This window comes from Shinella sp. Sh6 (assembly GCF_055392685.1).
The window spans coordinates 2,932,898-2,949,442 of the sequence record NZ_AP044005.1 but is presented as its reverse complement, the minus strand read 5'-3'; the positions used below and the strand labels follow the sequence as shown (position 1 = coordinate 2,949,442).

Annotated in this window: 19 protein-coding genes; 4 read left to right on the top strand and 15 right to left on the bottom strand. The window is 66.5% G+C overall.

Features of this window, described 5'->3' with window-relative positions:
* Nucleotides 1-2: 2 nt before the first annotated feature.
* The 3 genes from ACZ5TO_RS14100 to ACZ5TO_RS14090 all read right to left on the bottom strand — a co-directional run bounded on the left by ACZ5TO_RS14100 (nucleotide 3) and on the right by ACZ5TO_RS14090 (nucleotide 2,118).
* Nucleotides 3-593, bottom strand: coding sequence for an ankyrin repeat domain-containing protein (locus ACZ5TO_RS14100; protein WP_464798535.1), 591 nt, complete (start codon nucleotides 591-593; stop codon nucleotides 3-5).
* A 243-nt stretch (nucleotides 594-836) separates the two neighbouring features.
* A complete protein-coding gene (locus tag ACZ5TO_RS14095) occupies nucleotides 837-1,280 on the bottom strand; it encodes a pseudoazurin (protein WP_184145261.1) in 444 nt (147 codons plus the stop codon).
* Nucleotides 1,281-1,410: 130 nt separating this feature from the next.
* Nucleotides 1,411-2,118, bottom strand: coding sequence for a fumarylacetoacetate hydrolase family protein (locus tag ACZ5TO_RS14090; RefSeq protein WP_464798534.1), 708 nt, complete (start codon nucleotides 2,116-2,118; stop codon nucleotides 1,411-1,413).
* 128 nt (nucleotides 2,119-2,246) lie between these two features.
* On the opposite strand from ACZ5TO_RS14090, the gene hpaR reads away from it, so the two are divergent.
* Complete coding sequence (gene hpaR / locus ACZ5TO_RS14085) at nucleotides 2,247-2,750, top strand: homoprotocatechuate degradation operon regulator HpaR (RefSeq protein WP_184145259.1); 504 nt, start codon at nucleotides 2,247-2,249, stop codon at nucleotides 2,748-2,750.
* Nucleotide 2,751: 1 nt separating this feature from the next.
* Here hpaR and hpaI read toward each other — a convergent pair whose 3' ends face one another.
* From hpaI to ACZ5TO_RS14040, 9 genes are all read right to left on the bottom strand, one after another.
* On the bottom strand, nucleotides 2,752-3,558 hold the full coding sequence (gene hpaI, locus ACZ5TO_RS14080) for a 4-hydroxy-2-oxoheptanedioate aldolase (protein WP_464798533.1): 807 nt from the start codon (nucleotides 3,556-3,558) through the stop codon (nucleotides 2,752-2,754).
* Nucleotides 3,559-3,566: 8 nt separating this feature from the next.
* Nucleotides 3,567-4,370: a 2-oxo-hept-4-ene-1,7-dioate hydratase gene (hpaH, locus tag ACZ5TO_RS14075; protein WP_464798532.1), complete on the bottom strand. Its 804-nt coding sequence runs from the start codon at nucleotides 4,368-4,370 to the stop codon at nucleotides 3,567-3,569.
* Complete coding sequence (locus tag ACZ5TO_RS14070; protein WP_464798531.1) at nucleotides 4,367-5,248, bottom strand: fumarylacetoacetate hydrolase family protein; 882 nt, start codon at nucleotides 5,246-5,248, stop codon at nucleotides 4,367-4,369. Before ACZ5TO_RS14070 ends, hpaH begins: the two co-directional genes overlap by 4 nt.
* A gap of 10 nt (nucleotides 5,249-5,258) precedes the next feature.
* The gene (locus tag ACZ5TO_RS14065) at nucleotides 5,259-6,665 is read right to left on the bottom strand and encodes a pyridoxal phosphate-dependent decarboxylase family protein (protein ID WP_464798530.1); all 1,407 of its coding nucleotides are present in this window, start codon (nucleotides 6,663-6,665) and stop codon (nucleotides 5,259-5,261) included.
* Nucleotides 6,666-6,726: 61 nt separating this feature from the next.
* The gene (gene hpaD, locus ACZ5TO_RS14060; RefSeq protein ID WP_464798529.1) at nucleotides 6,727-7,707 is read right to left on the bottom strand and encodes a 3,4-dihydroxyphenylacetate 2,3-dioxygenase; all 981 of its coding nucleotides are present in this window, start codon (nucleotides 7,705-7,707) and stop codon (nucleotides 6,727-6,729) included.
* Between the two features lie 89 nt (nucleotides 7,708-7,796).
* A complete protein-coding gene (hpaE, locus tag ACZ5TO_RS14055) occupies nucleotides 7,797-9,314 on the bottom strand; it encodes a 5-carboxymethyl-2-hydroxymuconate semialdehyde dehydrogenase (protein ID WP_464798528.1) in 1,518 nt (505 codons plus the stop codon).
* 9 nt (nucleotides 9,315-9,323) lie between these two features.
* Nucleotides 9,324-9,710: a 5-carboxymethyl-2-hydroxymuconate isomerase gene (locus ACZ5TO_RS14050; RefSeq protein WP_464798527.1), complete on the bottom strand. Its 387-nt coding sequence runs from the start codon at nucleotides 9,708-9,710 to the stop codon at nucleotides 9,324-9,326.
* A 78-nt stretch (nucleotides 9,711-9,788) separates the two neighbouring features.
* Entirely contained in the window at nucleotides 9,789-10,301 is a 513-nt protein-coding gene (locus ACZ5TO_RS14045) for a flavin reductase (RefSeq protein WP_184145251.1), read from the bottom strand.
* 10 nt (nucleotides 10,302-10,311) lie between these two features.
* Entirely contained in the window at nucleotides 10,312-11,871 is a 1,560-nt protein-coding gene (locus ACZ5TO_RS14040) for a 4-hydroxyphenylacetate 3-hydroxylase N-terminal domain-containing protein (protein WP_464798526.1), read from the bottom strand.
* Between the two features lie 93 nt (nucleotides 11,872-11,964).
* Here ACZ5TO_RS14040 and ACZ5TO_RS14035 point away from each other — a divergent pair, with 93 nt between their 5' ends.
* Complete coding sequence (locus tag ACZ5TO_RS14035) at nucleotides 11,965-12,846, top strand: helix-turn-helix domain-containing protein (protein WP_464798525.1); 882 nt, start codon at nucleotides 11,965-11,967, stop codon at nucleotides 12,844-12,846.
* Here the strand turns inward: ACZ5TO_RS14035 and ACZ5TO_RS14030 are convergent, their stop codons facing one another.
* Nucleotides 12,847-13,131, bottom strand: a complete 285-nt coding sequence (locus ACZ5TO_RS14030; RefSeq protein ID WP_464798524.1) for a DUF2218 domain-containing protein — start codon at nucleotides 13,129-13,131, stop codon at nucleotides 12,847-12,849. It lies immediately after the preceding gene.
* On the bottom strand, nucleotides 13,131-13,679 hold the full coding sequence (locus ACZ5TO_RS14025; protein WP_464798523.1) for a PadR family transcriptional regulator: 549 nt from the start codon (nucleotides 13,677-13,679) through the stop codon (nucleotides 13,131-13,133). Before ACZ5TO_RS14025 ends, ACZ5TO_RS14030 begins: the two co-directional genes overlap by 1 nt.
* Nucleotides 13,680-13,808: 129 nt before the next feature.
* Here ACZ5TO_RS14025 and tsaA point away from each other — a divergent pair, with 129 nt between their 5' ends.
* Nucleotides 13,809-14,303 carry a tRNA (N6-threonylcarbamoyladenosine(37)-N6)-methyltransferase TrmO gene (gene tsaA, locus ACZ5TO_RS14020; protein WP_464798522.1) on the top strand — a complete coding sequence of 165 codons (495 nt, stop codon included), beginning with the start codon at nucleotides 13,809-13,811 and terminating at the stop codon, nucleotides 14,301-14,303.
* Between the two features lie 7 nt (nucleotides 14,304-14,310).
* On the opposite strand, the gene ACZ5TO_RS14015 is transcribed toward tsaA, so the two are convergent.
* Nucleotides 14,311-15,588, bottom strand: coding sequence for an L-fuconate dehydratase (locus tag ACZ5TO_RS14015; RefSeq protein WP_464798521.1), 1,278 nt, complete (start codon nucleotides 15,586-15,588; stop codon nucleotides 14,311-14,313).
* Between the two features lie 155 nt (nucleotides 15,589-15,743).
* On the opposite strand from ACZ5TO_RS14015, the gene ACZ5TO_RS14010 reads away from it, so the two are divergent.
* On the top strand, nucleotides 15,744-16,535 hold the full coding sequence (locus ACZ5TO_RS14010; protein WP_464798520.1) for an IclR family transcriptional regulator: 792 nt from the start codon (nucleotides 15,744-15,746) through the stop codon (nucleotides 16,533-16,535).
* Nucleotides 16,536-16,545 lie beyond the last annotated feature (10 nt).

Below are 16,545 nucleotides of genomic sequence, written 5' to 3'. Positions count from 1 at the left end.
CGCTACTTTGCGCCGGCCTTTTCGAGCAGGGCGGCGATATCGCGGTAGCCGCGGCTGCGGGCGTGCCGGAGCGGCGTCACGCCGTCATGGTCGGCAAGGTCGACATCGGCGCCGGCCGAAATCAGCCGCTCGACGATCCGCACATGCCGCGGCCCGCCGTCGCCGAGGAGGATCGCCTCCAGCAGCGCCGTCCAGCCGAGCCGGTTGACGTGGTCGACGTCGACGCCGGCGGCGATCAGCGTTTCGACCGTCTCGACATGGCCGCGCTCGGCGGCGGGGATGAGGGCGGTGCCGCCGTAGCGGTTGGTGCTCGCAAGGTTCGCGCCGTGCGCGAGCGTCAGCTTGAGGATTTCCAGATGGCCGCGCGCGCCGGCGTATAGATACGGGCTGTCGCTGATGCCGTCCCTGGCGTTGACGTCGGCACCCGCCGCGATCAGCGCGCGGGCGGCCTCCAGCCTGTTGCCGTGCGTTGCGACGAGAAGCGCGGTCGCGCCGGTTCCGTCCCGCGCGTCGATCTCGGCGCCTTCGGCGATGAGGGTCTTTATGGCGGCGACGTCGTCGGCTGCGGCAGCCTTGTGCAGGGCGAGGGGCATGGTGTTTTCGGCGGCAAGAAGGGGCGGGCAGAGGGCCGTAAGGAGGAGCCAGGCTGAAAACGAAGCGAGTTTTAGCATGCGCCGTCCCGTTGGTTGTGGTGGCACGTTATCAGCCGCCTGCGGCATTAGAAAATTAAATGTGCAAATCCATACCATGCAGGAAATGGATCGAAGCGATGGAACGGAAAAACCCGGAGCGGCAAGCCGCCCCGGGTTTTCCACCCTGCCCCGAAAGGGGGAATTTCAGAGGCCGGCCGCGGCGATTGCCGCATCCATGCGCTCGCGTGCCTTCTTCGGCAGCTTGGCGGTCTTGACGGCGTCGAGGTTGGCCGGCGCATCGCCGACGATCACGAGGCCGACCATGCCCATGCCGGCATGCGGCGTGCACTTGACGCCATAGGCGCCGGCCTTGTCGAAGGTGACCTTGTAGGTCTCGTTCATCTTGCTCTTGAAGGCTTCCGCGCCGTCGGGGATCATGTCCTTGATCGTCTCGACATTGTGACCCTTGTCGGTGGGAATGAAGGTCACCGTGTCGCCGGGGGCCACCTTCACGAAGGGCGGCTCGAACACCATGGCGCCCTCGGCGCCCTTGTTCAGCATGTGCACTTCGAAATCGGCTGCCGCCGCCGGAAGGGCCAGTGCCAGGAAGGCTGCCGCGCCGACGATGCTCTTTACTATGCTACGCATGGGGTATTCTCCTTGCTCACGAACGCCACTCGTTCATGACCAAGGAGGTAGACCCGCAGCCCTTCCCGTTCTTTGACTTTAATCAAATAAGGAGGGCACCCGTGCGTGGCGTCCTGTCGCAGGCATCGCTTCAGACGACGGCGACGGTGATGCCGCCGAGCCCGTCGATATGCGCGTGCATCACGTCGCCCCGCTCGACCGCGCCGACGCCCGCCGGCGTGCCGGAGAAGATGAGGTCGCCGGGTGCCAGCGTGAAGAGGCGGGAGAGACAGGCGATCATCTCCGGCACCTTCCAGATCATCTGGTCGAGATTGCCGTCCTGCCGGCGCTGGCCGTTGACGTCGAGGCGGATCGCGCCGTTGTTCGGATGGCCGATGCCGGCGACGGGATGGATGGGGCCGCAGGGGGCCGACCGCTCGAAGGCCTTGGCGATCTCCCACGGCCGGCCGAGCTTCTTGGCCTCGGCCTGCAGGTCGCGGCGCGTCATGTCGAGGCCGACGGCATAGCCGTAGACGCAGTCCAGCGCGCGCTCGACGGGAATGTCGCTGCCGCCTTCGCGGAGCGCCACGACAAGCTCGACCTCGTAATGCACGTCCCGGCTTGCGGGCGGATAGGGGAAGCCCTCCTCCGGCCGTACCAGTGTGTCCGGGTTCTTCTGGAAGAAGAAGGGCGGCTCCTTGTCCGGATCGTGCCCCATCTCGATGGCGTGGTCGGCGAAGTTGCGGCCGACGCAGTAGATACGGTGCACCGGGAAGAGCGCGTCGCTCCCCTCGACGGCAAGGGTGGGAACGGGCGCGGGGGCGAGGACGTAGCGGCGGTCGGTATTGTCATGCGTCATGGGGCTGCACTTCCGTTGGCTGGATTTCGGCCGGAGGCTAGCATGCCGGCGGGCGGCAGGCGATCCGTTCTTCCCTTCCCTGCCGCCTTTCGATTGCGCGGGCGGCGAAAATCGCGGATAGAAACAGGATGACGAACGACGCCCCGCAGGACACGACCTCTCCCGAAAAGACGAAGGACAGCCCGCCGCGCGAACGCCGGCGCTCGCTGGCGATCGGCCTTTTGAAGGCGCGCGAGGCGGTGATGAGCCATTTCCGGCCGATCCTCGCCGACCATGACGTGACCGAGCAGCAATGGCGCGTGCTGCGCGTCCTGTCGGAGGCGGGCATGCTTGATGCCTCGGAAGTGGCGGAGAAGGCGTTCATCCTCGCGCCGAGCCTGACGCGCATGCTGCGCTCGCTGGAGGAACGCGGCCTCATTACGCGGCACAAGGACAAGGACGACGGGCGGCGGGTGCTGCTGGCGCTTGCGCCGGCCGGCCAGAGGGTGATCCAGGAGGTCATGCCCGATTCCCGCCGGGTCTATGCGGATATCGATGCGCGCTTCGGCGCGGGCCGCGTCGAAGACCTGCTCGACATGCTGGAGGAGCTCGCCGCCCTCAAGCTGGAAGGCAAGGGCGGCGGCGAGGAATAGGTCAGTAGACCCTGGCGGTGCCCGGCGCCGTCGCCGGCTCGGCCGCCTTGAAATCCGAGAGCAGCTTCGTCGTGGCGTTGGCGAGCAGCGTCACGTCGTTGCCGATGGCGACGAAGGTGGCGCCGAGCTCCAGATAGCGTTTCGCAAGGCCGAGATCGCCGGTGAGGATGCCCGCCGCCTTGCCGTGGGCCTGGATTTTCCGAAGCGCCTTCTCGACTTCCGCCTGCACCTCCGGCGCGCCGGGCTTGCCGAGGAAACCCATGTCGGCGGCAAGGTCGGCCGGGCCGATGAAGACGCCGTCGACGCCCTCCGTGCCGGCGATGGCGTCGAGCGCGTCGAGGCCGGCGCGGCTTTCCACCTGCAGCAGCAGGCAGATTTCGTCATTGGCGGTCTGGAGGTAGTCCGCCGTGCGGTTGAAGGCCGAGGCACGCGCCAGCGCCGCGCCGACGCCGCGCACGCCATGGGGCGGGTAGCGCACGGCCTTGACCATCGCCTGCGCCATCGCTCCGCTGTCGACCATGGGGACCAGCAGCGTCTGTGCGCCGATGTCGAGGAGCTGCTTGACGATCCACGTCTCGCCGATGGGCGGGCGGATGACGGCGTGGCTGGCCGAGCCCTTCATCGCCTGGAGCTGGGAGACGAGCAGCGGCACGTCGTTCGGCGCGTGCTCGGCGTCGAGCAGCAGCCAGTCGTAGCCCGCCTCCGCACAGATCTCGACCGTGTAGGGACTGGCGAGCGCCTGCCAGAGGCCGATCTGCGCACGGCCGTCCTTCAGCGCCTGTTTGAAGCGGTTTTTCGGGGCGGGCATGGGACCTCCTATGCAAAGAACAGGCTGACGGAGCCGTAAGGCCCGAAATCGGCGACGATGGTGTCGCCGTGGCGGGCCTCGACGGGGCGGATGAACGAGCCGGCAAGTACGATCTGGCCGGCCTCGATGCCGTCGCCATATTGCGCGAGGCGGTTGGCGAGCCAGGCGACGCCGCGGGCCGGCTGGTTGAGCACGCCGGCGCCGAGGCCGGTTTCCTCCACCTCGGCGTTGCGGCTGACGATGGCGCCCATCCAGCGCATGTCGATCTCATCGGGCCTGACGGCGCGCCCTCCCGTGACGATGCCGGCATTGGCGGCATTGTCGGAGATCGTGTCGAAGATGGTGCGCGCCTTCTTCGTCTCGGGGTCGACGCGCAGGATGCGCGTGTCGAGGATTTCCAGCGCCGGGGTGACGTAGTCCGTGGCGTTCAGGACGTCGAAGACGGTGATGCCGGGCCCCTTGAGCGGGGCCTTCATGACGAAGGCGATCTCCGCCTCGACGCGCGGCTGGATGAAGCGGTCGGCCGGAACCGTCGCGCCGTCCTCGAAGACCATGTCATCGAAGAGCACGCCGGAATCGGGAATGTCGATGTTCAGCGCATATTGCATGGCCTTGGAGGTGAGGCCGATCTTCCAGCCGATCACGCGGCGGCCGTCGGCGATCTTCTTTTTCACCCAGGCGCCCTGGATCGCATAGGCGTCGTCCATGGTGATGGCCGGGTGCTTGAGCGAGAGGAGGCCGGTCTGGACGTGGGTGCGTTCGGCCTCGTCGAGGCTCTGGGCGGCGGCGCGGATGTCGTCTGGCGTCATCATGGTCGGAAAACCTCGTCGGCGATGGTGTTGCGGAGAAGGCCGATGCCCTCGGCCTCTACCACCACCACGTCGCCCGGCTTCAGCCAGACCGGCGGGTCGAAGCGCGCGCCCGCCCCCGTCGGCGTGCCGCAGACGATGACGTCGCCCGGCACCAGCGTCGTGAAGGTGGAGATGTAATTGACGATCCTGCGGAAGGAGAAGATCATGCGGCCCGTGCGGTCGCTCTGGCGCACCTCGCCGTTGACGCGGGTTTCGAGCGCGATGTCGGCGATCTGGCCTTCATCGGTGAAGGGCACCAGCCAGGGGCCGATGGAGCCCGTCGCGTCGAAGTTCTTGCCCTGCGTGACGTTGAACTTGGCATGGCGCACCCAGTCGCGGATCGTGCCCTCGTTGCAGAGGGTGAGCGCCGCGATGTGATCGAGCGCATCGATCTCCGCTATGCGGCGGCCGCCTTTGCCGATGACGATGGCGATCTCGCCCTCGTAGTCGAGCTGCGGGCTTTCCGGCGGGCGGACCAGCGGCCGGCCGTGGCCGGTGAAGGAGCGCGGGAAGCGGATGAAGAGCGACGGATTGGCGGGCGCGGCCTGCCCGTCCTTGTATTCCTCGTTGCGGTCCGGGAAGTTGACGCCGACGCAGATGATCTTCTCCGGCGCGGGGATCGGGATCTCATAGGTGATATCCTCGAGCGCATGGTCTGCCGGAAGCGCTGCGGCCTCTTCCGCCAGCGTCACGAGCGCCCCCGCCTCGATCACCTCGCGCAGGCTCGGCCAGCGCGCGCCGTAGCGGGCGGAAAGGTCGACGATGCCGTCTTCCCGGACGAGGCCGTATTTCAGGATGCCCTGATGGGAAAAGCCGGCGAGGCGGGGCCGTTCGGCCATGGCGGTCTCCTTAAGTCGGTCTGCGGGCGATCTCGGTGATCGCCCTGAAGGCGGTGTCGGCGTCGTCGCGCGTCATCTCGAACTGGCCGGCCTGGAAGCGGATGGCGATGCGCCCGTCGACGCGGGTTTGTGTGAGATAGATGCGGCCGTCGTCGTTGATGGCGTTGACGAGGGCGATGTTGTGCGCGTCGGCATCCTCGCCGCTCTTGTGGCGGAAGGAGAAGAGCGAGAGCACCGGCGCGCTGACGATCTCGAAGTCCGGTTCGGCGGCAAGCCGCCCGGCGAGTTCCTCCGACCATTTCACATGGTTGCGGATCATTGCGCGCAGGCCCTCAAGTCCGTGGTAGCGCATCAGGAACCAGAGCTTCAGCGCACGGAAGCGCCGGCCGAGTGGCACGGACCATTCGGAATAGTTGACGATGCCGTCATGGCCGTGGGTCTTCAGGTATTCCGGCTGGATGGCCAGCGTACGTACCTGATCCTCCGGGTTCCTGATGAACTGCACCGAGCAGTCGAAATTGGCGCCGAGCCATTTGTGCGGGTTGAAGACGATGGAATCGGCCGCCTCGATGCCGTCCCAGAGCGTGCGGAATTCCGGGCAGATCATCGCCGAGCCTGCCCATGCCGCGTCCACATGCAGATAGAGGCCGTGGGCTTTTACCACCGCCGCCACGTCGCGGATCGGATCGCACGCGCCGATGGAGGTGCCACCGGTGCAGGCGATGACGCCGGCCGGGATATGGCCGGCCGCAAGGTCCGCCTTGATCGCGGCGTCGAGCGCCTCCGGGTCCATGCCGTTGAGCGGCCCCTTCGTCGGGATGCGCACGAGGTTCGCCTCGCCGATGCCGGAAATCCAGATGGCGCGGTCGATGGAGGTGTGGACCTGTTTCGAGGCATAGACGCGCACGGCCTTGTGCGCGGCCAGCCCCTCGCTGTTGCCCTTCCAGGAAAGCGCCTTTTCGCGCATCACCAGCACGGCGGCGAGCGTTGCGGTGGAGGCCGAATCCTGGATGACGCCGGCAAAGCCGTCCGGCAGGCCGAGCGCCCGGCGCAGCCAGTCGCCGGTGCGGGTTTCCAGTTCCGTCGCCGCCGGCGAGGTCTGCCAGAGCATGCACTGGGCGGCGACGGCGGTGACGAGGTAATCGGCGATCACCGAGACGGGCGCGGCATTGGCCGGGAAATAGGCGAAGAAGCGCGGATGCTGCCAATGGGTGAGCCCGTCAGGAACGATGCGCTCGAAATCGGCGAAGATCGTCTCCATGGCCTCGCCCGTCTCCGGGGCGGCGTCGGCGATCTGCCGGGCGATGTCGCCCGGCTTCGTCCGGGCGCGCACCGGCCGCTCGCGCAGGCCCGCCCGGTAGTCGGCGCCCCAGTCGGCGGCGGTTCGCGACCACTTGCGGAATTCTTCGCTGTCCATGTCTTGCTCCCTTCAGGCATTGCCCTGTTCTCGGCGCTCGGCCGGGGATTTGCAATGCGTCTCAGGGCGCGATGATCGGCTGGGCCTTGAGCTGCGAATCCGAGACCGCCGTGCCGGCGAAGAGGCTGCCGTGCTCGAACCAGGATTTCGGCGCAGGCGCACCCCAGAGCGTCTGGCGCTGCGGGTCCTTGAGGTCCCACTTGATGGGCTCGAGGTCCGGGTCCACCGTCTGGTAGTCCGAGCAGTAGATCTCGATGCGGTGGCCGTCCGGATCGAGGATATAGAGGAAGAAGGCATTGGAGATGCCGTGGCGGCCGGGGCCGCGCTCGATGTTGGAGACCCAGCCCGTCGTCGCCATCAGGTCGAGCAGGTCGATGATGTTGAGCGGCGTCGGCACCCAGAAGGCGGTGTGGTGGAGGCGCGGGCCGCGGCCGTTGGTGAAGGCGATGTCGTGCACGCCGCCCTTGCGGTGCGTCCAGGCGGCCCAGAGCCTGCCGCTCTCCTCGTCCTCGGTGTACTCCGTCACGCGGAAGCCGAGCTCGTTGTAGAAGGCGACGGAGGCGTCGACATCCGGCGAGAAGCAGTTGAAATGATCGATGCGCAGCGGCTTGACGCCGCGATAGAGCGCATATTTCTGGTGGATCGGCGGCAGGCGGTCCATCTTCGTGTAGAATTCCAGCGGAATGCCCATCGGGTCGCGCGTGCGGAAGGTGCGGCCCTGATAGGGGCGCTCCACCCATTCCACCGGCAGGTCCTTGCCCTTGAAGAAATGCGCGGCCTTGTCGAGGTCGCCGTCGTCGAAGACCTTGAAGCCGAGGTCGCGCGCTTCCGGCCTGTCGCATTTCCGGAGCACGATGCAATGGTGGCCGCGCTCTTCCATGGCGCGCAGATAGATCGTGTCGGCCGTCTCGTCCGTCACCTGCAGACCGAGCGTGTCGACATAGAAGGCGCGGGATTTCGCAAGGTCGGTGACGCCGAATTCGACATGGCTGAGCCGCACGATGTTGAAGGGCGGGTAGAGATTGGGCTGGGGTACGGGCATGGGGTCCTCCTCAAGCCCGCCTCGACAGGCGAGTGCGGGCGCAGTCTTTGGGCGGCGGCGATCGGCCGCCGAATTTCGGGCCGGCGGCTTCAGCCGCCAAGCTTTGGAATCGCGTGGGCGCTCGTGGCGAAGGCGATGTTCTTCGTCTCCATGTAGAAGTCGAAGGACCAGTCGCCGCCGTCTCGGCCGATGCCGGAATTCTTGACGCCGCCGAAGGGCGTCGGCAGGTGGCGCACGTTCTCCGAGTTCACCCAGATCATGCCCGCGTCGAGATGATCGGTGAAGCGGAAGGCGCGCGTGACGTCTGAGGTCCACAGATAGCCGGTGAGGCCGTACTGGACATCGTTGGCGAGCGCCAGCGCCTCCGCCTCGTCCCTGAAGGGAATGGCCGTCAAGACGGGGCCGAAGATCTCTTCCTGTGCGATGCGCATGGTGTTGGTCGCGCCGGTGAAGAGGGTCGGGTGAACATAGCAGCCGCCGCCGGGACCTGCGAATTTCCCGCCGCCCGCCGCGACCGTAGCGCCCTCCTTGCGGCCGATCTCGATATAGTCGAGCACCTTCTTCTCATGTACCGGATGGATCAGCGGGCCGACGACGGTCTCCGGATCGAGCGGATGGCCGACCTTGATGCGGCTTGCCTTCTCAGCGACGAGGGCGGTGAATTTCCCGTAGATGCTCTCTTCCACCAGGAGGCGCGAGGAGGAGGTGCAGCGCTCGCCGTTCAGCGAATAGATCATGAAGACGGCGGCGTCCGCCGCCCGCTCGAGGTCCGCATCGGCGAAGACGACGACGGGGTTCTTGCCGCCGAGCTCGAAATGCACGCGCTTCAGCGTGTCGGCGCCCTGCTTCATGATCATCGAGCCGGTGCGGCTTTCGCCGACGAAGCCGATGGCCTTGATCAGCGGATGCTCGGTGAGCGCCTTGCCGGCATCCTCGCCGAAACCGTTGACGAGGTTCCACACGCCCTTCGGCAGGCCGGCCTCCTCGGCGATCTCGACCAGCAGGCGCGCCGTCAGCGGCGAGAACTCGGCCGGCTTGTGGACGATGGTGCAGCCGGCGGCGAGCGCGGGCGCGATCTTCCACGTCGAAAGCATGAAGGGCGTGTTCCAGGGCGTGATGATGCCGACCGGGCCGATCGGCACGCGGGTCGTCATGTTGACCTGGGTTTCGGTGCGCAGCGTCCTGCCGTCGCGGGCCTCCGGCGCGCGGTCGGCGAAGAAGCGGAAGTTCTCCGCCCCGCGCAGCGCGGCCTTCGCCATGAAGCGCAGCGACTGCCCCGTATCCATGCATTCGACGAAGGCGATCTCCTCCGCCCGCGCCACGATGGCGTCGGCGATCTTGTGCAGCAGCTTCTTGCGGGCGGCGCCGGGCATGGCGGCCCAGTCGGCGAAGGCGGCCTTCGCGGCCTTCGCCGCGCGGTCGATATCGGCGGCGGTGCCCTTCGCGACGGTTGCGAGCGGCTTCAGGTCGACGGGAGAGATGGTCTCGAAGGTCGCGCCGTCCGCCGCCGCGGCGTCCTCGCCGGCGATGCGGTTCAAGACGCCCTTCTCCTTGAAGCGGGCAAGGTAGGCCTCCGCCCTGGCGATGTTTTCCTGAAGTTTCGACATGGTGTTTCCTTACTTGCCGCGCAGGCGCGGATGGATGGCGTTCTTCTTCCAGCTCAGTTCCGCGTCGATCTCGCGGATTTCGAGCGAGAGCGCGAAGTGCGGCGTTTCGAAGAGGGGGGCGAGCAGCCTTCCGGCCGTGGCAAAGAGCGCCTCGCCGGCGCGCTTTTTCTCCTCTGCGCTCCGGCCCTTGCCGATGCGCAGGCTGAGGTCGACGAAGGCGTTTTCCGGCAGGCGGTCGGCAATCGCGTAGTGGTCGGCGCGAAGTGCCCGCACCCGCACGGCGCCGACCTCGAAGAGGCCGGTTTCCAGCACCGTTTCCAGCAGCGCCGCACAGAGCGCGTCAAGATCGGTGCGGCCTTCCAGATTGGCCGAATATTCGACGGTGAGATGCGGCATGGTTCCTCCCGGCACGCAATTCTTTATTTAACATGTTAAATAGAAGAGCGCTTGTCAAGAGGCTCCTGCGGCCTTGTCCTATCCGCCGAAACTGCCGGCCTGCGTCGGCACATGCACGTAGTTGCGGTCGAAATAGAGGAGCGCATGCCCGTCGCGCCGGCAGCGGATGTCCATCACCTCGCCGATGAGGATATTGTGGGTACCCACCAGCCGGGCCTCCGTCAGCCGGCAATCGAAGGAGACGATGGCATCGGCAAGCGCCTGGTTGCCGGAGGCAAGGTCCAGCCATTCGGCTTCGCCGTAGCGCGCCTCCATGTCGGCCTCGCGGCCCGCGAAGGAGGCGGCGAGGCCCTTGTGCTCCTGCGTCAGCACGTTGACGCAGAAGCGGCCGTTCTCGATGAAGAGGCCCGTCTGGGCCGAGCGGCTGTTCATGCAGACGAGCAGCGTCGGCGGCTCGTCGGTCACCGAGCACATGGCGGTCGCGGTGAAGCCGCCGCGCCCGGCCGCGCCCTTGGTGGTGATCACGTTGACCGGCGCGCAGACCCGCGCCATCGCGTTGCGGAATTCGGTCCGGGAGACGTTGCTGTCCATCGTGCGGCCCTCATTCGGCCGCATCGCGCAGGGCATCGTCGCCGAGCGGCGGCAGCCAGGTGTCGCCCGTCCAGCCGGTCTCGTCGTAATCGGCCATGCACTGGTCGACGAGGGCTTCCATCTCCTTCAGCCGCCCGCCGCGCTCGGCGCCCTTCAGCACCTGCAGGCGCACCTCCTCCGGCGCGCCGGCATAGTTGAGCTCGTAGAGCGCGTGGCGTCCGCCGAATTCCGTGCCGGTCGCATCCCAAAGGAGCTTCATGATCTTGATGCGCTCGATATGGCCCATGTCGTTCGAGCCGCGGACATATTGCGCGAGGTAGCGGTCGATCTCGGGATTGGCGAAATCCTTCGCCGAGGAAGGCAGATAGATGAGGCCCGAGGCCACCGTGCGGCGCACGATGTCGATGACCTTCGGATAGGCCTCCGACATGAAGGTGCGGTAGCAGAGCGCGGCTTCGAGGTTCGGCAGCACCGTGCCGTTCGCCCAGGGGATCGGGTTGTAGGCCATGGCGTTGGAAAAGGCCCAGAACTGGTGGCGGATGGCGATCACCTCGCCGAGCATCGCCTGGTTGCCGCGGAAAGCGTCGCCCCCGGTGGCGCGCAGGGCTTTCGCGAGGAGGCCGGCGAGGAAGTCCATCTTCACCGCAAGGCGCGTGCAGCCCTGGAAGCAATAGCCGTGCATGAAGCCGGAGGCCGGGTGGAAGGAGAGGATCTTCGCCGCATCGCGCAGCACCAGCACGTCCTCCCAGGGGATGAAGACATTGTCGAGCACGAGGATCGCGTCGTTCTCGTCGAAGCGCGAGGAGAGCGGGTAGTCGAAGGGATGGCCCGCGGCATTGGCCGTCTGCTCGTAGGAGACGCGGCAGAACATTTTTACGCCCGGCGCATTCATCGGCAGGATGAACATGACGGAGAGCGACGGGTCCTCGGTGACGGTCGCCGAGCTCTGGGCGAGGAAGTTGTAATGCGTCAGCGCCGAGGAGGTGGCGACGACCTTGGCGCCGGAGACAAAAATGCCGGCATCGGTTTCCTTCGTGATGTGGACGAAGACGTCCTTCACGGCGTCGGCCGGCTTGTGGCGGTCGATCGGCGGGTTGACGATGGCGTGGTTCATGAAGAGCACGCTTTCCTGGGCGCGCCTGTGCCAGGAAAGCGCATTGTCCTTAAAGGGGCCGTACCAGTCGGCATTCGCCCCGAGCGTGTTCATGAGGGCGGCCTTGTAGTCCGCCGTGCGGCCCATCCAGCCATAGGACATGCGCGCCCAGTCGGCGATGGCGCCCTGCTGGGCGACAAGATCGGCGGCGGAATGGGCGACGCGGAAATATTTGTGCGTGTAGCCGCCGGAGCCGGTATCGGTCGGCGATGTAAGTATTTCCTTACGCTTCGGATTGTGCAGCGCATCGTACATGCGGGCGATGGAGCGGGCCGAATTGCGCATGGCGGGGTGGCTGGTGACGTCGGCGATGCGCTCGCCGTTGATATAGACTTCCCGCCCGTCGCAAAGGCTCGCCAGATATTCGGCGCCGGTGAACGGCCGGGTCTTGTCGCTGCGATGGTCTTCCGCACGCATGCTGCATCCTCCTCAGAATTCTGACGAATGCTAAGTCGGCGATGCCGCGGCCGCCATGGACAAACGGGGCAATTCGCTGGTACTTTTTTGGGCATGATTGCCCGTGCCGACGTTCCCGCCTTCTTCGTCTACGGCGAGCCGAGCCGCGCACTCGACGTCGGCTTCCTGCATGTCGAGACGGTGATGGAGCGCAGGAGCGTGCATTTCGGCCGTGTCGCGCCGCACAAGCATCCGCTGATGGGCCAGATCACCTACTGGTTCAAGGGTGAAGGGCGCTATCAGGTCGAAGATCGCACTTGGAATTTTTCCGCTCCCGCCGTCAGCTTCGTGCCGAGCAACGTCGTGCATGGCTTCGATGTCGGCGAGCAATCGGATGCCATCGTCGTCTCGGTCTCCGACGATCTCCTGCGGGCCATGGCGCCGCAGGTGGACCTTGCGCTCGACGTGCCGGCGATGCTCTGCGGTGCGGCGGATGCGCCGGGCTGGGCGCGGCTCGGCAGCCTGCTCGACATGGTGATGGAGGAATACCGCGGCGGGGCGGCGGCGAGCGAGCGGCTGCTTGCCGGGCTCGTCGGCGTGGTGCTGTCGCTGATGGCGCGGCTCGGCGGAACGGCCGGCTTCGAGGCGGCCTCTCCCGCCGTCGCGCTCGGGCTGGAGCTGCGCCGGGCCATCGACCGGCACTATCGCGAGGACTGGCCGGTCGGCCGCTATGTCGAGATCCTGGCGACGACGCCGCACCTGCTCGACAAGGCGGCGCGCACGGTGTTCGGCCAGACGGTGAAGGACATGGTTCTGGAGCGGCGCCTGCTGGAGGCCAAGCGCCTCTTGCGCTTCACCATCCGCCCGGTCGAGGATATCGGCCGGGAGACCGGCTTCGAGGATCCCGCCTATTTCTCCCGCTTCTTCCGCAGGCGGACGGGCTTCTCCCCGACGGACTGGCGCCGGCAGCATTCGGAAGCCGCCGGCGCCCTCTGATCAGGCATCCTGCCAGTTCGCGGTCAGTTCCTCGCGGAAGGCGAAGCGGACGAGATGGCGGATGACGACGTCCTTCAACTGCTCCATGTCTTCTGCGTTTGGCGCTTCCAGCAGAATATGGAGCGTAGCGCCCTCCGCCTTCAGCCGGCATTCGCCGACGGAGAAGGAGATTTCGCCGACATTCTCGTCGAAGGTGGCGGGGATCTTGTGGGCGAAGTGCTTGCAGAGCTGCTGCAGGTAGCGGCTCGCCTGTTCGGTGCCGATGGCGGTTTCGCTTCTCACCATCAGCTTTTCTCCACGGTCCGGGCAGCAAGGTCGAGCGCTGCGGCGATGGCTTCGGCCGCTTCCTCGCTGACGTCTCCCTGTCGCAGCCGCAGCCGCATGGCGAGCTTCAGGTTCTCCATGGCGCGCACGACGGGGGCGGGTACGCCCTCGCGCCGGCCGGGGCCGCGCCCGCCCGCCCGCGCCATGAGCTCGTCGATCGCGGCGCGGTTGGCGTCGAGGAAGGCCTTGCCTTCCTGCGTGATGCGGTAGCGCTTGCGCCCGCCTTCGGCCGGCTCGATCACGGCATAGCCCATGTCGTCCAGCCAGGAGAGCGTCGGGTAGATGACGCCGGGGCTGGGGCTGTAGCTGCCGCCGAAGCGTTCCTCGACGGTCTTGATCAGTTCATAGCCGTGGCTCGGCGCGTCGGCGATGATGGCCAGCAGCAGGAGGCGCAGTTCGCCGTAGTCGAAAAGGCGTCCGCGGTGGCGTCCGCCCCGGCCGTGGCCGTGATGGAAGGGACCCGAACGGTCGTCGGGCGGTGAAAAGTGGCGGTGAGGGCCGCATCCCATTCTGTGTCTCATAATCCCGATATAAATCTCGATATAACGGAATTCAAGATATATCGAGATTTATATCTTTCAAAAGAGTCCGGAGGCCGCTATCGTCGTATTCACATGAATATAGCGATGGAGACACGCATGGTCCGGCTGAACGAAATCCGCGAGAACGAGGTGGCGGTTACCGCGCCGGAGCCGGCGGATGCGCAGCTAATCTTCATCGGGCGGATTTCGACGCCCTGGACCTCGCGCATGGAAACGCCGCGGCAGGGGCGTCCTGACGGGCCTATCTGTGAGATCGAGATTTTCGAGCCGTGGGTGCGGGCGCTCGCGGGCATCGAGCGTTTCGAGCGGCTGGAGGTGCTTTACTGGCTGCACCAGTCGCGCCGCGATCTCGTGCTGCAAAGCCCGGCCTCGAGCGGCAAGGTGCATGGCACCTTTGCGCTGCGCTCGCCCGTGCGGCCGAACCCGATCGGCACTTCCATCGTGCTTCTGGAGACGGTGGAGGGCAATCGCCTTTTCGTGCGCGGCCTCGATTGCCTCGACGGCACGCCGCTCCTAGACCTCAAGCCGGACCGCACGCTCTTCAAGCCCATCGCCCCGCCGCAGCCCGGCGATTTCCAGACCGGCGTTTAGGCTTCGCTCAGGGCCGGAACGTGTAGGCGGCGATGGATGCCGGCTTCATCTCGATGGAAAAGCCGGGCCGGACGGGCGGCATATAGGCGGCGTTCTCGATGCGGCAGGGATCGAGGAAATGTTCGTGCAGGTGGTCGACATATTCGATCACCCGGCCGTCCTTCGTGCCGGAAACGGCGACATAGTCGATCATCGAAAGATGCTGCACATATTCGCAAAGGCCGACGCCGCCGGCATGGGGCCACACGGGCAGACCGTATTTCGCGGCCATCAGCAGCACGGCCAGCACCTCGTTGAGCCCGCCCATGCGGCAGGCGTCGATCTGCACGATGTCGATGGCCCCGCCGGCGATCATCTGCTTGAAGACGATGCGGTTCTGGCACATCTCGCCGGTCGCCACCTTCACGGGATGGACGGCCTCGCGGATCGCCCTGTGGCCGGCGATGTCGTCCGGGCTCGTCGGCTCCTCGATGAAGAAGGGCTTGTAGGGCTGCAAGGCCTTCACCCAGTCGATCGCCTGCCCGACCTCCCAGATCTGGTTGGCGTCGATCATCAGCGTGCGTCCGTCGCCGATCACCTCGCGGGCGATGGAAAGGCGGCGCTTGTCGTCCTCGAGGTCGCGGCCGACCTTCATCTTGATATGGGTGAAGCCTTCCACGACCGCCTCGCGGCAGAGCCGGCGCAGCTTCTCGTCGTCATAGCCGAGCCAGCCGGCCGAGGTCGTGTAGCAGGGATAGCCCTCCTTCTCGAGCGTCGCGATGCGCTCCGCCTTGCCCGCCTCGGCCTTCTTCAGGATGGCGAGCGCCTCTTCCGGCGTCAGCGCGTCGGTGAGGTAGCGGAAGTCGAGGATGGAGAGGATTTCTTCCGGGCTCATTTCGGCGACGAGGCGCCAGACGGGTTTGCCGGCCTCCTTGGCGAGGAGGTCCCAGACGGCGTTGACCAGGGCGCCGGTCGCCAGATGCATCGCGCCCTTGTCCGGGCCGATCCAGCGCAACTGGCTGTCGCTCGTCACATGCCGCCAGAAGGCGCCGGGGTTTTTCCGTACCTCGGCAAGGTCGAGGCCGACCACCAGGTGCTTCATCGCCTCGATGGCGGCGCAGCAGATCTCGTTGCCGCGGCCGATGGTGAAGGTGAGGCCGTGGCCCTCCAGCCCCGGCCTGTCCGTGCCGAGCACGACATAGGCGGCCGAATAGTCCGGGTCCGGGTTCATGGCGTCCGAGCCGTCGAGGCTCTGCGAGGTGGGAAAGCGCAGGTCGACCGAGCGCAGGCTGGTGATCGTGGTCATGGGAAGGCCCCTGAAGCAAGGTTCTTGCTCATGAGTGAGCATTTCATTTATATACAAGTGAAAAGCACGCTTTCGTCAAGGGCAAATGCCGCTTCCGGCTTGCCGCCCGGCGGCTTCTGCGCCTATGAATGGCGCCGTTCAAAAGAGGATGGACCGTGGAGGAAGAGAACGAGCGCTACCGCGCCCCGGCGCTGGACAAGGGGCTCGACATCCTCGAGCTCTTGGCGGGCGTCGACGGCGGCCTGACGCAGGCGGAGATCGCCAAGCGCCTCGCCCGCAGCCCGAACGAATTCTACCGCATGCTCGACCGGCTGGTGAAGCGCGGCTACGTCACCCGCATCGACGGCGACCGCTTCACCCTGACGCTGAAGCTCTTCGGCCTCGCCCAGCTCCATGCGCCGGTGCGCCGGCTCGTCTCCTTCGCCGTGCCGGTGATGCGCGAACTTGCCGAAGCCTGCCGGCAGGCGAACCAGCTCGTGGTCTTCGACCGCGGCAATCCGGTGGTCATCGCCCAGCAGGAGGCGCCCGGCTACTGGGGCATCTCCATCCGCGTCGGCTCGCGCATCGGCCTTTTCGACACGGGCTCCGGCCATGTGCTGCTCGCCTTCCGCCCGGAGGTGGAGCGCGCCCGCATGATTGCCGAACATGCCGGCGAAGGCGGCGCGGACGGGCGCATGACGGCGGAATTTTCCGCGCGGCTCGATCTTATCCGCGCGCGCGGCTACGAGATAATGCCGAGCGCGCAGACGGCCGGCGTCATCAACCTTTCCGCCCCGGTGCGCGGGGCGGACGGCACGGCGATCGCCGCGCTGACCGTGCCCTATATCACGCTGATCAACACGCCGGGCGCACCCGACATCTCCGCCGCCATCCAGCTCGTCACGCAGGCGACCGCGCGCCTTTCGGACATGACCGGCGCGGGCTTCACCGCGGAAGGCGACGCATAATTCGTATTTG

What these genes read in the sequence shown, in the direction of transcription:
- ACZ5TO_RS14100 (WP_464798535.1), bottom strand. Translation starts at nt 593, where the DNA reads ATGCCCCTCGCCCTGCACAAGGCTGCCGCAGCCGACGACGTCGCCGCC.
- ACZ5TO_RS14095 (WP_184145261.1), bottom strand. Translation starts at nt 1,280, where the DNA reads ATGCGTAGCATAGTAAAGAGCATCGTCGGCGCGGCAGCCTTCCTGGCA.
- ACZ5TO_RS14090 (WP_464798534.1), bottom strand. Translation starts at nt 2,118, where the DNA reads ATGACGCATGACAATACCGACCGCCGCTACGTCCTCGCCCCCGCGCCC.
- hpaR (WP_184145259.1), top strand. Translation starts at nt 2,247, where the DNA reads ATGACGAACGACGCCCCGCAGGACACGACCTCTCCCGAAAAGACGAAG.
- hpaI (WP_464798533.1), bottom strand. Translation starts at nt 3,558, where the DNA reads ATGCCCGCCCCGAAAAACCGCTTCAAACAGGCGCTGAAGGACGGCCGT.
- hpaH (WP_464798532.1), bottom strand. Translation starts at nt 4,370, where the DNA reads ATGATGACGCCAGACGACATCCGCGCCGCCGCCCAGAGCCTCGACGAG.
- ACZ5TO_RS14070 (WP_464798531.1), bottom strand. Translation starts at nt 5,248, where the DNA reads ATGGCCGAACGGCCCCGCCTCGCCGGCTTTTCCCATCAGGGCATCCTG.
- ACZ5TO_RS14065 (WP_464798530.1), bottom strand. Translation starts at nt 6,665, where the DNA reads ATGGACAGCGAAGAATTCCGCAAGTGGTCGCGAACCGCCGCCGACTGG.
- hpaD (WP_464798529.1), bottom strand. Translation starts at nt 7,707, where the DNA reads ATGCCCGTACCCCAGCCCAATCTCTACCCGCCCTTCAACATCGTGCGG.
- hpaE (WP_464798528.1), bottom strand. Translation starts at nt 9,314, where the DNA reads ATGTCGAAACTTCAGGAAAACATCGCCAGGGCGGAGGCCTACCTTGCC.
- ACZ5TO_RS14050 (WP_464798527.1), bottom strand. Translation starts at nt 9,710, where the DNA reads ATGCCGCATCTCACCGTCGAATATTCGGCCAATCTGGAAGGCCGCACC.
- ACZ5TO_RS14045 (WP_184145251.1), bottom strand. Translation starts at nt 10,301, where the DNA reads ATGGACAGCAACGTCTCCCGGACCGAATTCCGCAACGCGATGGCGCGG.
- ACZ5TO_RS14040 (WP_464798526.1), bottom strand. Translation starts at nt 11,871, where the DNA reads ATGCGTGCGGAAGACCATCGCAGCGACAAGACCCGGCCGTTCACCGGC.
- ACZ5TO_RS14035 (WP_464798525.1), top strand. Translation starts at nt 11,965, where the DNA reads ATGATTGCCCGTGCCGACGTTCCCGCCTTCTTCGTCTACGGCGAGCCG.
- ACZ5TO_RS14030 (WP_464798524.1), bottom strand. Translation starts at nt 13,131, where the DNA reads ATGGTGAGAAGCGAAACCGCCATCGGCACCGAACAGGCGAGCCGCTAC.
- ACZ5TO_RS14025 (WP_464798523.1), bottom strand. Translation starts at nt 13,679, where the DNA reads ATGGGATGCGGCCCTCACCGCCACTTTTCACCGCCCGACGACCGTTCG.
- tsaA (WP_464798522.1), top strand. Translation starts at nt 13,809, where the DNA reads ATGGTCCGGCTGAACGAAATCCGCGAGAACGAGGTGGCGGTTACCGCG.
- ACZ5TO_RS14015 (WP_464798521.1), bottom strand. Translation starts at nt 15,588, where the DNA reads ATGACCACGATCACCAGCCTGCGCTCGGTCGACCTGCGCTTTCCCACC.